The organism is Cyanobacterium sp. Dongsha4 (assembly GCF_036345015.1).
Lineage (GTDB): Bacteria > Cyanobacteriota > Cyanobacteriia > Cyanobacteriales > Cyanobacteriaceae > PCC-10605.
This window is the reverse complement of record NZ_CP084098.1, coordinates 779,467-796,351: the sequence shown is the minus strand read 5'-3', so window position 1 is coordinate 796,351 and position 16,885 is coordinate 779,467. Positions and strand designations below refer to the sequence as shown.

General features: G+C 35.5%; 5 protein-coding genes. 1 reads left to right on the top strand and 4 read right to left on the bottom strand.

Annotated elements, in window-relative coordinates:
• Positions 1–62 precede the first annotated feature (62 nt).
• Positions 63–1,886, top strand: coding sequence for a replicative DNA helicase (dnaB, locus tag Dongsha4_RS03345; protein ID WP_330204340.1), 1,824 nt, complete (start codon positions 63–65; stop codon positions 1,884–1,886).
• 142 nt (positions 1,887–2,028) lie between these two features.
• Here dnaB and Dongsha4_RS03340 read toward each other — a convergent pair whose 3' ends face one another.
• The 4 genes from Dongsha4_RS03340 to Dongsha4_RS03325 form a co-directional block, all read right to left on the bottom strand.
• The gene (locus Dongsha4_RS03340; protein WP_015218124.1) at positions 2,029–2,637 is read right to left on the bottom strand and encodes an NYN domain-containing protein; all 609 of its coding nucleotides are present in this window, start codon (positions 2,635–2,637) and stop codon (positions 2,029–2,031) included.
• Between the two features lie 167 nt (positions 2,638–2,804).
• Positions 2,805–4,409 carry a methionine--tRNA ligase gene (gene metG / locus Dongsha4_RS03335; protein ID WP_330204339.1) on the bottom strand — a complete coding sequence of 535 codons (1,605 nt, stop codon included), beginning with the start codon at positions 4,407–4,409 and terminating at the stop codon, positions 2,805–2,807.
• 157 nt (positions 4,410–4,566) lie between these two features.
• Positions 4,567–5,709 carry a glycosyltransferase family 1 protein gene (locus Dongsha4_RS03330; protein ID WP_330205384.1) on the bottom strand — a complete coding sequence of 381 codons (1,143 nt, stop codon included), beginning with the start codon at positions 5,707–5,709 and terminating at the stop codon, positions 4,567–4,569.
• A 247-nt stretch (positions 5,710–5,956) separates the two neighbouring features.
• Positions 5,957–16,621, bottom strand: a complete 10,665-nt coding sequence (locus Dongsha4_RS03325) for an FG-GAP-like repeat-containing protein (RefSeq protein ID WP_330204338.1) — start codon at positions 16,619–16,621, stop codon at positions 5,957–5,959.
• Positions 16,622–16,885: the final 264 nt, after the last annotated feature.

Below are 16,885 nucleotides of genomic sequence, written 5' to 3'. Positions count from 1 at the left end.
AGCCTCTGAGTGATCGGGGGCTATTTTTATGTCAAAATAAACTTATAAAAAGACCTGTTAGAATGACGGAATTTACCCCAGATTTAGCCCTTAACTCTTTACCACCTCAAAATATAGAAGCAGAAGAAATCATCCTCGGAAGTCTTCTGTTTGATCCTAATGCTATGGGGAAAATTATTGATATATTACCGCCAGAGGCTTTTTATGTTAATGCCCATCGTCAAATTTATGAAGCCGCCAGAAATCTCTATTTTCAGGGGCAACCCATTGATTTAATGACCATTAATACTTGGTTAAATGATCATGGCTTACTCGATAAAATTGGTGGCACTCCCAAAATAGTTAGTTTATTAGATCGCACGGTTTCCTCAGCAAATATTGAGCGTTATGTACCTTTAGTTACGGAAAAATACGTCAGAAGATTGCTCATCACTACGGCTCAACAAATTCAGGAATTAGCCTACGATACCACCAAAGATTTAGATAATGTTTTAGATGAAGCAGAACAAAAAATATTTAGTTTAACCCAAGCAAGAGTAAGCCAAGGGTTAATACCAATTTCAGATACTTTGATTGAGACGTTTACGGAAATCCAAAACTTTCAAGATAAAGTTGCCCTGCCCGGTATCAGTACGGATTTTTATGATTTAGATGCCATGACTGGGGGACTACAAAGGTCTGATTTAATCATTATCGCAGGTCGTCCTTCTATGGGTAAAACCAGTTTTGCTCTCAATATTGCTTCTAATATTGCCCAAAAACATGATTTAGCGGTCGCTATTTTTAGCTTGGAAATGTCACGGGATCAATTAGTTATGCGTTTGTTATCTGCCGAGGCAAAATTAGAAAGTAGTCGCTTAAAGTCTGGTCGCATTACAGAGCAAGAAATGGAACCTTTAATGGCGGCCATGAGTGTTTTATCTGAGTTACCCATTTATATTGATGATACAGGTAATTTAACAGTAATGCAGATGCGATCGGAGGTTCGCCGTTTACAAGCGGAGAAAAAGGGTAAATTAGGCTTGATTTTACTGGACTATTTACAGTTAATGCAGGGTGGTAGTGATAATCGAGTACAAGAATTATCTCGCATCACTCGCTCTCTTAAGGGTTTAGCAAGGGAAGTTAACGCCCCAATTATTGCTCTTTCTCAATTAAGTCGTGCAGTAGAACAACGCACCAACAAACGCCCCATGTTATCGGATTTAAGAGAATCAGGCTGTTTATCTGGAGATAGTTTAATTGAGTTAGCGGATACAAATACTGTTGTTCCTATTCGTGAATTAGTAGGCAAAAAAGATATTACTGTTTTCGCCTTGAATGAGGCAACTATGAAAATAGAAAAAGCAAAGGTAATAAATGCTTTTTGTACGGGGATAAAACCTGTTTTTTGTTTAAAAACTCGCTTAGGGCGAACTATTAAAGCAACAGCTAATCATAAATTTTTCACTATTGAAGATTGGAAAAGATTAGATGAATTATCGCTTAAAGACTTTATTGCTTTACCTCGTTATTTACCTAGCTCAGAAATCTCAACAATAAAATTAGGGGAAATTGTGCAATGTGATGTGATTAAATCTTTAGCTAATAGTGATATTTATTGGGATGAAATCACATCAATAGAACCATTGGGAGAAACTGAAGTATATGATTTAACGGTGGAGAATTATCACAATTTTATTGCCAATAATATTATTGTTCATAACTCGATCGAACAAGATGCGGACTTGGTAATGATGCTTTATCGTGATGAGTATTATCATCCTGATAGTGTGGATCAAGGAGTTGCCGAGGTTATTATCGCTAAACACAGAAATGGACCCACAGGACAAGTTAAATTGCTTTTCCGTCCCGAATTAACTCAGTTTTTGAACATGAAAAATTGATCCATAGGGTTTATATTTGAGTAATGAGTAATGAGTAGAAGTCAGAATTTGTTTATTACCAACTATTCACTATTCACTATTCACTATTCACTGCTCCCTAGTACCTGTTTTAACCAGACAACTCAAATCCAAATTAGGACAATCACTCTTCAGGATCTCGATTTTCAATGAGATGATAAGGAGAAAAAGCGTCATAGGTTAAATTGGATTTACGGGTTTTTTGTATATCCTCCCGAATTTGGTCTAAATCAATATAACGGTCTGCTACATTAATTAAACTATCACTGGTCATCGATCGCAAACTTACCACTTCGATACGAGCGCCCCGATAACTCACCGCATCCACCGCATAGGCTAAATCTCCATCTCCACTAACCAAGACAGCAGTATCATAATAGTCCACTAAAGCCATTAAATCAACGGCAATTTCCACATCCAAATTCGCTTTTTTTGAACCGTCAGGTAACTGTACTAAATCTTTGGCAATGACTCGGTAGCCATTACGACGCATCCAAAGTAAAAATCCCTGTTGCTTTTCATTAGTGCGATCGACTCCTGTGTAAAAGAAAGCCCGTAACAATTTTGCACCAGCAGTCAAACGATAAAGAAGTTTTGTATAATCGATTTCAACTCCTAGCTGGAGGGCGGCATAAAATAAATTTGAACCATCAATGAAGATCGCCACCCTTCCCCTGTTCTCCAAAACTTGTTCAGGGGGAAAGACAGGATCACTATCAAAATTATCCCACATTTTTTTTATCCTTGTTTCTTATTAAAGTTATTTTTTATAGTTGGTTTCTAAAAAAGATTTTATGATTTTTATAAAGCAAAAATTCTTATATATTAGCTATATATCTATGAGTTATATATCTATATATTAAGAGAAGAATATTAAAAGAAGAAATTAATTTTAACTAATTATTTATGTTCTGGTACTTCGAGTCTAGCGAATACGGGTTCAGCTTTTGGCAATTCTTGGTTAATAGGAAGAACACCCCAGCGCCCATGTTCATTACTAATATTACTTTTTAATCCTAAATCTTTTTGATTAAAATCAAAATTAAATCCTAGTTGAGTGTAAATCTTATTACTAATGTTCGGTATGATTGGAGCAAGAGAAAAACTAGCAAATCTGACAGACTCTAACACCACATAAAGGATTTTTTCAACTTCCTGTTGCTCTCCTTGTTTATATAAAGTCCAAGGTTGACTCTCATCAATAAATTTGTTGCAACTACGAATGAGGTTTAAAACTTCTTGGCATAAGCTGGAAAAACGATAATTTTGATAGGCTTCTATTACTTTATTTTCTAAAGACTTACCTATTTGTTTTACTTCATTTTCTTCGCTAATATCAGTTCCTGTGATGGCTGGTAAGACTCCTTTGCAGTATTTTTTCAACATTCCTAAACTGCGGTTTAATAAATTTCCGAGGTCGTTTGCTAAATCTGCATTCAAGGTATTCACAAAACGAATTTCATTGAAGTCACCATCTTCCCCTAATTCGATTTCTTTGAGAAAATAGTAACGTACAGCATCAGATCCATATTTTTCTACTAAAGAGAATGGATCTAAAGTGTTGCCCAAACTTTTACCCATCTTTTTACCATCTTTAGTTAAGAAACCATGTCCAAATACCTGTTTTGGTAAGGGCAATTGTGCTGACATCAACATTGCAGGCCAATAAACGGCATGGAATCTTAATATATCTTTGCCAATGAGATGTAAGTTGAAGGGATACCACTTTTTAAGGGCATTTTCAAGGGTTGGGGGGTTATTTTCGTCTAAAAGAGCGCTAATATAGCCTAAAAGGGCATCAAACCACACGTAAATTGTATGTTTAGGGTCATCTGGTATGGGAAAACCCCAAGAAACATTAACACGGGAAATAGAAAAATCTTGTAATCCTTGTTTAACAAAGTTAATAACTTCGTTTCTTCTAGTTTCAGGCTGAATGAAGTCTGGATTTTTGGTGTATAGTTCTTCTAGTTGTTGTTGGTAACGGGAAAGGCGAAAAAAGTAGTTTTCTTCATCTCTCCATTCTACTTTTTGGTTGGTGTGAATAGGACAAAAACCGTCTTCTGTGAGTTCTCTTTTTTCTTTAAATTCTTCACAGGCAACACAATACCATCCCTGTTGTTGAGCTAAATATATATCATCACTCTTTTGCACTCTGGCAAAAAATTCATTGACGATAGCTTGATGATTACTAGCGGTGGTACGACTAAAGCGATCGAATTTTATATCTAATTTATGCCATAAATCTTGAAATTGTTGAGAAATATGATCGCAGTGTTCTTGAGGATTTACTCCTTTTTCTTCGGCGGTGCGTTGGATTTTTTGACCGTGTTCATCTGTACCTGTGACGAACATAACTTCATGACCAGAAAGACGATACCAACGTGCGATCGCATCTGCAATCATAGTGGTGTAAGCGCTACCAATGTGGGGTAAACCGTTAACGTAATAAAGAGGGGTTGTTAAAGCAAAGGATGTTTTTGAAATGGGTTTATCAATACTCATCTAATATAAAGTAAGGTTATTAAATTTCAGTTGTGAATTTTATATTTAAGTTCTTTATAATCTAATCTATACATTGTAAACCTTTTCTTATCCTTTACATTTTTTTAATCTCTATTTTTTTTATTAGTATTTATAAGCAAATTTTCTGGGTTTTCTTTTAAGCCAGATAGGAGTAAGCCTTAAGGGTTTCTTGTGCTACCCTTTCCCAAGAATAAAGTTTTGCTCGGTTTTTTCCTTTTTCGATTAAACTTTGACGTAACATGGGATTAAGTCCTAGTTGATAAATCCTATTTGCCAAAGCGTCCACATCATGGGGATTAACATAAATTGCCGCATCTCCTCCCACTTCAGGCATGGATGATACCGAAGAAGTAATTACAGGTGTACCTAAAGTCATTGCTTCAAGAATAGGCAAACCAAAACCTTCATAAAAAGAGGGATAGATAAACATATCAGCATGGGCATAAAAGACGGCTAACTGGGCATCGGTTAAATAGCCTAAATGATGAATTTGATCAGAAAAAGGAGAATTTTCTATTTCGGCAAAAATAGGCTCATACTGCCAACCCTTATTACCAATAAGAATTAAGTGGTGATGGAGATGATATTTTTCTTTGCAAATATTAAAGGCTTTTATCAGATTAATAATATTTTTTCTAGGTTCGATCGTACTTACAAATAATAGATATTTCTGAAAAAAATCATAATTAATTTTACTTTTAATTAAATCAACATTTATAGTTTTTAAATATTCAAAATTATATCTACTTGCTTCTGAAGTAATGAATATTTTTTCTTCTTTCACTCCTAAATAGTCAATAATATCTTTTTTTGTACTTTCGGCAAAAGTAATTATTAAATCAGTCCACTGCAAACATTTTTTTATTCTACGAGTATATTGTTTAACAATATTTGTGCAAAATTGAGGATATTTAAGAAAAGTTAAATCATGAATATTCATGACTTTTTTGCCTTCTTGAAAAGGGTAAACATAATGATCTGTACCGTGAATTATGTCAAAATGATCAATATTATTCGTAAAATAACCTGCGGATTTACCCAAAAAATCACTTACTGTTACTGGAAAAGGCAAAAATTGAATTGAGGAAAATTGTTTTAAGACATCTGGTAATTGTTGTTGATGCTTTAACCATTGTTTCATACTAGGTTGGCGACAAAAATTTAATGCCAAATCAGGAAAATTACCTTTGTGTAAAGCCTTCATCAAGCTATAAGTATAATAACCAATACCAGAGATGCGATCGCGCACTGAGGTACAATCAAATAGGACTTTCATTATTGATTTGTTTTTTAATATTATGATTATAGTCAACAAAGGGTTTATTTCGTAATTTGTAACTTATATAGACAATGTTTATGGGGAGAAATTATACAAAATCAAGTATTATTAAATCATTTAAGTGCGATCGCATTTATTGCTTGTACTCGCCAATATTTCGTGTATATTTTTGTTCATTAAAATAGCCTTTATTATACTGAGGTATTTGGAAATAAAGAGGTGCGATAAGAGAAGAAATTAACTGTTGCTAAATATTTACAGAATCGATTTGTATTAAAATGTCATTGAAGTCATTATCTCCTCCTCCAAAAGTATCTTCAAAGCCAAAGATATTATCCCCAAGGGAAGTAAAATGTTGTCTATTGTCTTTATTGGCACTGCCATAGGAGAAAAAGCTGTAAATTGATTCATCCGTTTGATTCAAATATTCTTCTGTATCACCATTAACAAGAAGAAAGAAACCAAAAATACTAGCATTAGATAAGGCGATGGTGTAGTTATCTATGTTCATGTTTTCGGGGGTTTCAAATATTAATCCCGCAGATTGCGCCTTTTGAATGGCTATTCTATCATATTCGGGATCATTGGGCATAATAGTGCGATCGCCTCTTATAATTCCTCCTGTTAAATCATCCACTTGGTAAATACCGATGGTGTTTTCATTTGCCGCACTTCGGGCAATGGTAAGATTAATGGTGGTATTCTCGCCCTTGTCTAAACCGGGGGTGATAAAAACAGGGGTGTTAATAGCAAATTCAGCAACAATGTCATTTTCGTCTTTAAAAGTTAAGGCTAAACCCTGACTACCTTTAGAGGTAATTTCCAGTTGTTCTGGATTTTGAGAACTATAAGTTTCACCATTAATAGTAAGATAAAATTCTAAACCACTATTGGTAAAAGTAGCTAAACCCTCTGGTGCATTAATTAACGAGCCAAAAAACTTGGTTTCACTACCCATTAAGGTATCTACGGTAATCTCATCTAAAGTATTAGTTAAACTAGAATCATCGCTACCGGGTAAGTTTTCCAAGAGAATAATCGATTTACCGTCAGGGGTTTTGATACCCAACTCATAATCATCGGATACATTAAGGGCAGAAATTTGAAACTTAGTATCAATCGGTTGAGGAGTGTAAAGGGTTTCTTCTTCATTTTGATTGACGACTAAGGGTAAAGGATAGTGATAGGAAGAGTTAAATTCTAAGACATTATCGAGAATTTGTTGTTGCTGATTCGCTACTTCTTCATAGTTATTATTTCCCTGATTAATTATATCTAAGGTGGTATTAACAGAAGCAATGCGATCGCGTTTACTTTCTATGATAGAATCTTTGACAGTAAGATTAGAAAAGAGAATTGCAGAATCAATAATTTGGTTGATGGTTTCCGAGTCGGTTAAATCGATGTTGGGATTATGGTAAATATATTCAGCCGTGGCACGACTTATTAACCATTGTGCTTCGTGAGAGTCGTTGATACCTGCACTTTGTAAAACCTGCCCTCCTAATTGATATAGTAAGGTGAGTTGATTTTCCAAAATTAGTACCTGTTGACTTAAAATAGGATCATCAGTGGGTGATAAGGGTGTTTTAGTGAGATCAAAATTTTGGGGAAGGTCAAAAATAGTTAAAACCTTTTGATTCGCTATATCTTGGGGAATCTCCTCTGTTTGTAAAGCCAAAACTAAGGCGAATAAATTTGGCACATTAGCAGATTCTTGTAATCTTCCTTGCCAATTGTGCAATAATTCATCTACCGCAGAAGGAGTAATTAAACCTGCCCCTAACTGCCCTAAGATATTACCTAAGTCAAATTGTAAAGCTATTTTGAGGGAATTAAGGTTAGTGACGACATTCTCTATACTAGAATTATCTGCCGTGATGGTAATTAATTGAGTGCCAATGGTTAAGATACGGCTTAAAATATCGGTAATTTTTGTTAACTCATTGTCGCTAAATTCACCTCCTGTCTCGCTAACCAAGTTGGTAATTAGATTATTGAGAAAAGAGAGGCTATAGAAATTACCCATATCCTCATTATATACACTAAGGGCGATCGCACCTATGACTTTATCGGTAACTTGAGCAGGAGTTTGATTGGTGATACCAGAGATAAACTGAGTTAAAACCGCAATTACCCCTTGAGTAACCACATGACTGGTATAGACTTTTTTCCCGTTAATATCTCCATTATTTATTGCAGACATGGGATCAAAGGTTGATAAATCAAGACTTTCAGGTAACGTAAATATCTCTTTAATTTTTGTTTCCGCTAACTCTATGTCAATGCCTGATTGATGAATTTTTTGCACCAGACTGGTGAGGGGAGTAATCATGGAATAGTCAACGGTGGCAAAAAGTGGAGTGCTGATAGGTAATCCTGTGGCAGTGTCAATTCCATCTATAACGACTAAACGCCCATCTTGATCATCTATAATACCATTGCGATTGCGGTCAAAAGGTACTAAATCCACTGGTAAATTAAAACTACCGTCATCATTGCTAATAGTCGAAATTTCCCCTTGATCTAATAGACCGTTAAAGTTAACATCAAAAAATACTGTACCTCCTTGTAAGTAACTTTGACTAGCAAAACCACTGATACCCAATTGTTTTAAGACATCTTCAATATCCCAAATTTTGTAGGTGAAAATATCCACATCAAGGATGGTTTCCATTATCTCGAATAAACCCACATCGATACCTACTTGCACCTTAGTATTTAAAAAAGCCTCGATCGCACCGCTAATTTCTAGTACACTAAGATCACCAGTGAATAAAGGTGATAATTCAGAATAGCGAATGATACCATCCCCTAACCCTTGATATTCGCCACCATCAACAAAATCGAGTTTCACATCATTATCACTTTGCACACCTCCCGTCATCCTTGCCTTTGCCACAATAGCATTAAATTCCATGCCAATATCAACACCAAAAGAAGCGCCTAATTCATTAACATCTTTACCATTTGCATCTACATCTCGAATATAAAGCCCATCCAATAATAAGTTTAGTTTACTATCATCAAAACCTGTTTTCTGCCACTCATTCAACCCATAAGCGTCATAAGCCAAATAGAGGTTAGAATTAAGCCCTAATGCAACTTCTAAAACGGCATCCAAACCATACTCAGGTAAAATTGCATCTAAGCCAATGTCAGACAAATCGATACTAATATCAAAATCCAAATCGGGCACATCATAAATTAAAAAGTCAACGTTTTCCTCTCCCAGTAATAAACCAGCAACGGAGAAAAAGTCAGTTAATAAAGGTATCTCTAAACCATCTAAAGCCAAAATACTATCAATTAGTTTTTCTAAGTCATCTGTAGCGAGAGGATTATTAGCGATGCGATCGAGAATGTTACCATCTGGTATAGTTAAATCATCACGACTAAAATCAACCTCTCCATTTTGAACTGCTGTACTAACTGAGCCTATATCAATTAAAACATTACTATCATCGGCAATATAATCATCAACTAATCTGACGACTTCAATTAACTCATTAATGGCATCGATAAATTCGTAAAAGTCGAGGGAGTCACCATCATCAAAACCATCAAAGCCTAAATTTTGTAAAGCATCATTATCACCACTATTATCATCGACATTAAGCAGGGTTAACATCATTTCTAATACTGACACTTTTCCATCATTATTACTATCAAAAAGGAAGTCTAATTCTAAAGCAGAAAGGAATTTTGTATCAGCGTTAAGGGCATCAATAATAGGATAAATAGGCTGTAAAATCTCATCAATTAAATCAACATATTTTTTAACATAACCTCTGATTAAAGATTGTACATCTAAAGCCACATTTTGCAGAGTAACAATGAAATCATTAAGTTCAATTTTTGCTTCATCGGCATAGTTATAAAGAGGTAATTCTTCCACTGCTAAATCAAAAGTTATAGCGGGAAACAAATTAGTAATTCTTTCATCAGGAGTCGCAGAAAGAGATAATGTTGCAAAACTCTTCTCTGTAAAAGTATAGTCAAAATTTGTAAATAATTCTTGTGATGGTTGATTTTTAAGTATATTTAAACCAGATTTATCTAAATTATTACCTACTAATTTAATGTCATAATCTAAATCTAAATCAATACCTTCATCAGCAAAATCAACACTTAAACCGTTAATACTATCAAGCCCTGTTAAAGTAACATTATCAAATTTAATATCTGGATTTAAAACAGTTTTAGATGTATCCAGATAATAACCACCAGTTTTATTAATGCCAAAACCTAAAGTAAAATCATAAATAATATCCGTTTGGGCTTCGCCATTAACAGTTAAATCAAGGGAGGGAATAGCTAAATCTTTACTAAGGGGAATAATTTGGTCATTATAAGTAACAGTAAAGGAAACAGTAAAAGGAGTATCGTTATTATTAGGAGTATAATTTATTTGCAAATTAGAAAGGTTATCCCCTAGAGTTTCTGGTAACAAATTTCTGAAAATTTGCTCTAATTTCCATGCGGTTAAATTATTGGTTATGTAAATTTCATTGACAATTTTTTCAGTGATTTCGTCAAAGAAAAGAGGCAAGGTTGAACCACTACCAATTAAGGGTAAACTAGATTCAGTAAACGCCCTTTCTATACTATTTAAACTATACTGTAAACCTAAAGCCGTATTGACACTATCAAAGGTTCTATCGATAATATTAACTTCAAGGCTAACAGGTTCATCTAAATTTTCATACTCTGGCGCACCATCAAAAATAAATGCTAATTGAGTTGTATGATTTTCTCCTGTCTCTGCAATATTCTCGTCGATCGCACTTATGGTTACAGTCTGTGGTATATACCAATTTTCAGAATTGAAGGTAAGGGGGTTAACGTTATTTAACTCATTCGGATTATCAGAGAAATTAATTGTAGTGGTTTGGGTGGGTTCACTTAATAAAGAGACATAGAAAGTATAGCTTTCCCCTTCTTTGACAACAGGCACAATACCACTTTGAATAATTTGTACTCCTGCCTTATCATTATTTATAATCACGAGGGTGTTAGTGGTAGTCTCTCCCAAGCTATAACCATCCCCTGCTAACAATTCAATAACAACTTGCTTATCACCATCATCAATAAAGTTATCAATGGAAGAAATAGTTAAAGTTGTGCTAGTTTTCCCCGGTGCGATTCTCACGCTTCCTGTTTCCAATACCGTTTGATAGTCAAAACCATTAACCGCGCTACTACTGCCTAAAACTCGATAGGCAACATTTAAACCAGTCTCACCGAAAGCAGAGTTAACCGCTTCACTCACCGAGATAGTAAAGTAACCCGGCATGGCTTCTTCCGTGGCATTTTGCGTCACCGCAAGGGTAGCTAAGGGTAAATCGTTATCGGTGATATTAACTTTTATGGGTTGAGGAGGAGTTAGATTACTATAGCGATTATCTTCAGATTCGATACTAAAATCAATATTCGTGGAGTGGTTATATTCAATTTTGCTATCATCAACGGCAAAGACGGTGACAGTTTGAGGAATATTCCAGTTATCTTGATTAAAGGAGAGGGTGAGAGGTTGAGAGAAACCTTGATTAGAAAATTTGATTTCCTCGTTACTGGGTGTCATGGTGACATTGACAGGAGAAAGAGGTTGAGTCTTTAAAGAAATTTGATAAGAATTACTGCTTCCCTCTGTAGAATTACCACTTATTTGGACAATATTAATACCTGCGTTATCATTATCTTGATTATTAAGAGAAATGTCGCTAACTTCTACATTGTTGTAAAAATCATCACCACTTTTAACGGTAGAAATTATTTGATAAGCGACTGTTTCATCGTCTCTTAAATCATCTTGAGGATTAACGGTAAAACTTTGCTCAATATTCCAATTATCAGGGGTAAAGTAAAGGGAAATAACTTCTTGATTTTCTTGAAATTCTGCGGATAAAATACCCTCATTTTTATTATTCGTGCCTAAATAAACAATGACATTATCAGTAGGTTGGCTAGTAAGTTTTACTTTAAAGGTTTGAGGTGAATTGTTACTTTCGCTAGTGGTATAAGTTTTACCTGAAATAGAATTTCCTTGATTATCAGTAATAGAAACTCCAGCTACATCATCATCTTTAATAGTAAAAGTAACGGTGGTATTTTCGGGATTAATATAATAGCCTTGATTGGTATTTAAAACAACGGTAACATTTTCATCTCCTTCGGCAATATTATCAGCAAAAGGGGTTAAATCAATATCGGCAAATTGCCCCGGAATAATGGTTATTTCGCCACTAGATAAATTCTCATAATAGTCAATAATCCCATCAATATTACCAAATAATAAATCCTCATCTAAATCTCCATTAATATCACCAAAAACGGGACGCACATTATCTGGTATAGTAAAATCACTGCGATCGAATAGACTATCATCTTGAATAAAATTAGGTTGAGAAGGAGTGCCAATATTTAACCAGTATTCCATCACTCCCCCAGACTTAGTAGCGCCGTTAGTGTCTCCCGTTAAAACAGCGTCTAAATCTCCATCCTCATCTAAATCTGCGAATATTATACCAGAGCGATCGCCCAAGTCCACATTTTGAAAAGGATTTCCTGCGGTGTCTTCCACAAAAACAGGATTGGTTTCACTGCCTGTGTTGGGATAAAACTTGATTAAACCATTACCGCTACCGACAAATAAATCTAAGTCACTATCGGAATCAATATCTATGAGAATAGGGGCGCTATAATCTCCGATGTCAATGCTATTAAAAGGATTATTTGAGCCTGTTATTTCTGTAAAAGTAAGGTTATTATTACGATAGAAAGGAATCTTACCATCACTACTACCTAAGATTAAATCTTGATCACCATCGCCGTCAACATCACCGAAAGCAGGAGTTGAATAACCGGGGGAAGTTGCACCATTTAAGTCAATGGCACTGAAAGGATTATTACTGGTATTTCTAGTAAAGATAGGTTGATTCTTTGTACCAGTATTTTCATAATAGGCGATCGCACCTTCATAATTACCGATAAAAAGGTCTAAATCTCCATCTTGATCTAAATCTATCACACTGGGGGCGCTATAGCTACCAATATCAACACCATTGAAAGGGTTTTCTGTGCCTAATTGTTGCTCAAATAAATTAAAAGATTGATAATCAACTCCCTCTGTGGCATTATTATCACTGGGATTGGTTAAGATGGAATAACGAACATTAACAGGATCACTTGAACTACCTTCTCCAACACTAATTCTGAATTTACCCCCAGTAGTGTCACTTTCTCCGATTTCACTGCTACCTTGAATATTAATGGTAACTAAAGGATCAGTTTCTAGGTTATCATCTGGTTCAGGCTCATTATTAACCACATCACTATCAATATCTGTATTAGTATTGGGTAATAGTTGATAAACTCCGTTATAGTTACTATCACTGCTAGTTGTCGTCACCTTAACATTATAGGTTATATCTCCATCGGCGCGATCGTCTCTTAACCCACTAACATCGATACTTTGATAACTATTCCAATTATCGGGAGTAAAAGTAAGGGTATTAGTAGAAAAACTATTTTCCGTAGCATCAATTTCACTAAAACTAAGGGTGACATTACTACTAGGTTGGCTAGTCAGTTTCACTAACAAAATGTCTTCTTCCCCTTCCGTTGTTAAAACACTGGTGATGGTGGTATTTAACGTATTAGTCACAATGGGAAAGTTAAGGGTTTTGTTTTGATAGTTACTATCTTGACTATCGGTGACGGCGGTAATTTGATAATTAAAATCATCACTGTTGTTAGCAGTTAGATTAGTAAGGGTAAGATTTTGTGCAGATTGCCAATTATCAGGAGTAAAGGTTAAATTCTCTCCACTGGCATTATTATTTAAAGCATCCCTTAAAGTAACCGTGACATTTTGGGCAGGTTGTTGATTTAACACCACAGTAAAAGTGCCACTATTATCATTAAAACTAACCACACTGAAGGTTAATAAATCATTGCTACTGGTAATAGATGCGGTGATTTGAGGAGTAGCAAATTCAATACTAGAATCGTCATCATCACTAATGGTTAAAGTGGCGTTAGAGGTAGCATTATTAACGGTATAACCATCTCCTGCTTGTAGAGTCACAATTACTGTTTCTGCATTTTCTTTTACCTTATCATCAATAACGGGGACATTTAAGAAAACACTGGTTTCTCCTTCTGGAATTTCTACTATACCTGAAAGCGTACTATAATCTACATTAGGGGTAGCTGTGCCTGTTACTCGATAGTTAATGACTAAACCACCCCTAGGCGCAGGATTACTCAACAATAATTTAAACACCCCTGCTAATTCGCTTCCCTCGTTGGTATCGCTTTCTAATAAGATACTCACACTGGGGATAATTATCGGTAAAAAGTTTTCTCCTTCCGTTACATCTAAATTAGGAATACCGTCATCAGGATTAATGGTTATATTGCTAGTGCGGTTATTATAATTACTATCGTTACTGGTGCTAGTGACTGCTAAATTTCGAGAGGAAGTGATACCATTTAACGTAACGTTTTGCGGTGTATCCCAGTTAGTAGAAGTAAAGGTAAGGGTGAAAGTATCAACTCTGACGGTGACGTTTTGGGTTGGTTGGCTAGTTAATTTAAGACTAAAGTTAACCTCTCCTTCGCTATTGGCTTCTAAGGGATTTGTGTTAGTAACGGCATTTCCAAACTTGTCAATAATGGCAATATTCGGGCTATAATGTCCACTATCGGTGATATTAACGGTGGCAGTGACGGCATTTCCTAAAGCATAATTATTTCCTGCCGCATAATCGGGAGTAGTGTTAGGATTTTGATCGTTAATTAAAGATATAGTAATGGTTTCAGTAGCTTCTGCGATCGCATCTGGTAAAGCAGTTAAATATAATCTAGCAGAATCTGCACCATTGGGAATAAAAACCACATTTTGAGCATTACTACCACTGGTTAACCTTCCCTGAGAGTTAAAATAGTCGGTGAATTGAGTGGCTGTTCCTCCTGTGATGTTATAATATACTGACAATCCGGGTTGCTTAGTGACGACGCGATCGAGGATAATGTCCACATAACCGATAAACTCCCCATTCTCGCTACCCTCTTGCAGATTTTTAATGCCACTAACAGTTACAGTCGGCTCATCATCGATAATATTTAAAGTACGACTATTTTTACTTAAATCTACTCTATAACCCGAACCTAAAGCAATATTGTTAACTACGGGAGTTGTGGGTAATAAGGTAAAGGTAAAACTCTCATTGGCTTCATAGGTGAAGTCGTCTTTAGCAAAAACATAAATCGTCTTACTTCTTTCTCCTATACCAATAGGAATAGTTGAGCCTAAACTACCATTATTGGGGTTAGTATCGTTATCAAGGATAATGTCATTACTCGCGCCTGATAAACTATAGGGAATACTAAAATTACTGGTAGCAGTGGTATTTAAAGAAATGGTAAACTGCCCAATGACACCCGATTCAGAAGGGTTTACCACCCCAGATGAGCTTATACTGACAACGGGAGTGGGATCATTTATAGTTAAAGTAGCACTAGAGAAACTAGCATCGATGACATAACCGTTATTAATACCATTACCCGTAAGAGTTAAAGTAATAGTCTCATTAGGATCATAAACTAGATCATTAATAGCGTAAATGTCAATAGTAGCAGAAGAAAATCCTGCAGGAATAGTTGTATAACCTCCAATTACATAATCGACATTATTAGTTGCTGTGCCACTTATGGTATAAGTAGAAGAAAGAGTAATAGTTGTGATTGCTGGTTCATCTAAAGAGATGGTAAATGAACCATAGGAGTAATAATCGCCCCCCTCTACAATAGGATTAGTGTTGAATGATGATGAGCCAGTCGTGATACTAATTTTTCTTAACTCATTACGATACCAATATATATCATCTTCTCCATCAGTGCCGATGGCAATATCCATAAACCCGTCATTATTTGCATCTCCTACCCCTACCGCCGTGATGTTATTCAAGCCAATACTATCAATATTATAACGTTCAAAGCCACCACTGCCATTGTTAGAATACCAGTAAAGACTTGCATTACTGCTGTTATTACCAAAAATTAAATCATTATCTCCATCTCGATCGATGTCAGCAACGGCAAGTTGTGCTACCTTAAAAGTAGCAATTTGAAGGGGTCCACTAAAAGAACCTGAACCTAAATTCCTCCAATAATAAACTCCATTATCGGCGGCGATAATAATATCCAAATCATTATCTCTATCTATATCCGCAACTTTCAAGTCTTGAGGTTGATAGCTACTACCCACAATATTATATTGCGTCCAACTTGTACCACTGCCATTGTTGCGATACCAAAATAAACCTTCTTCACCCCCCGCAACCACATCTCGTCTGCCATCACCGTTTAAATCACCGCCATCAATTGCCCTTGCTTCGCTTAAGCCGCCATCTATTTTTAATTCTCCTGCAAAACTACCTCCCGAAGTTTGTCGCCAGATAGATACATCATCATCATCTTCTGATGCACCAACAATATCTACCCAGCCGTCTGTGCCAAAATCAGCTATGTATAAATCTGTTGCACCATTGAAACTGTCAGCTAATTTTCTATTACTCCAAGAAGTACCTTGCCCGTTAGTATTATACCAGATAACAACATTATCACTACCATTTTCTGCTGTAACTATATCTATATCACCATCCCTATCCATATCCGCACCATAGAAACCATTGCGCCCTCCGCCTAATTCTCCATGAATTAAAGTACTAGAAGTGTTGATTGTGCCATTACTATTGCTTCGATGCCATACTAAGTCATCCCCTCCAAAACCAGAGGAAACAGCAACTAAGTCTTGTAAAAAATCATTGTTTAAATCAAGAAACATAATACCCGTAGGGGTATCAAAGGTAGTGTCAACAGTCGCTTCGGTAAATCTAATACTCATGGCAGGTTCGTTTTTATCTGGATGGAAGGTGTAAGTTTAGTTTGATTGACAGAGTTTGATTAATAGTAGGTGAAGTTTTATTTTTTTACTACCAATAATATGACTAATCAGTCACAATATAAGCTAATTTTATGGATTCGTCAATAGTTAATTATTAAAAATTTCTTAAGTTTTTCAGGATAAGTAAAGGGCAAGGAGCAAAAGTAAATAGTTGATGATAATTAATAACTTTTAACTCTTAACTCCGAACTCATTTCCCTGACA

Bases quoted from the DNA above. Each gene is read 5' to 3' on its own strand.
- dnaB (WP_330204340.1), top strand. From the start codon at position 63: ATGACGGAATTTACCCCAGATTTAGCCCTTAACTCTTTACCACCTCAA.
- Dongsha4_RS03340 (WP_015218124.1), bottom strand. From the start codon at position 2,637: ATGTGGGATAATTTTGATAGTGATCCTGTCTTTCCCCCTGAACAAGTT.
- metG (WP_330204339.1), bottom strand. From the start codon at position 4,409: ATGAGTATTGATAAACCCATTTCAAAAACATCCTTTGCTTTAACAACC.
- Dongsha4_RS03325 (WP_330204338.1), bottom strand. From the start codon at position 16,621: ATGAGTATTAGATTTACCGAAGCGACTGTTGACACTACCTTTGATACC.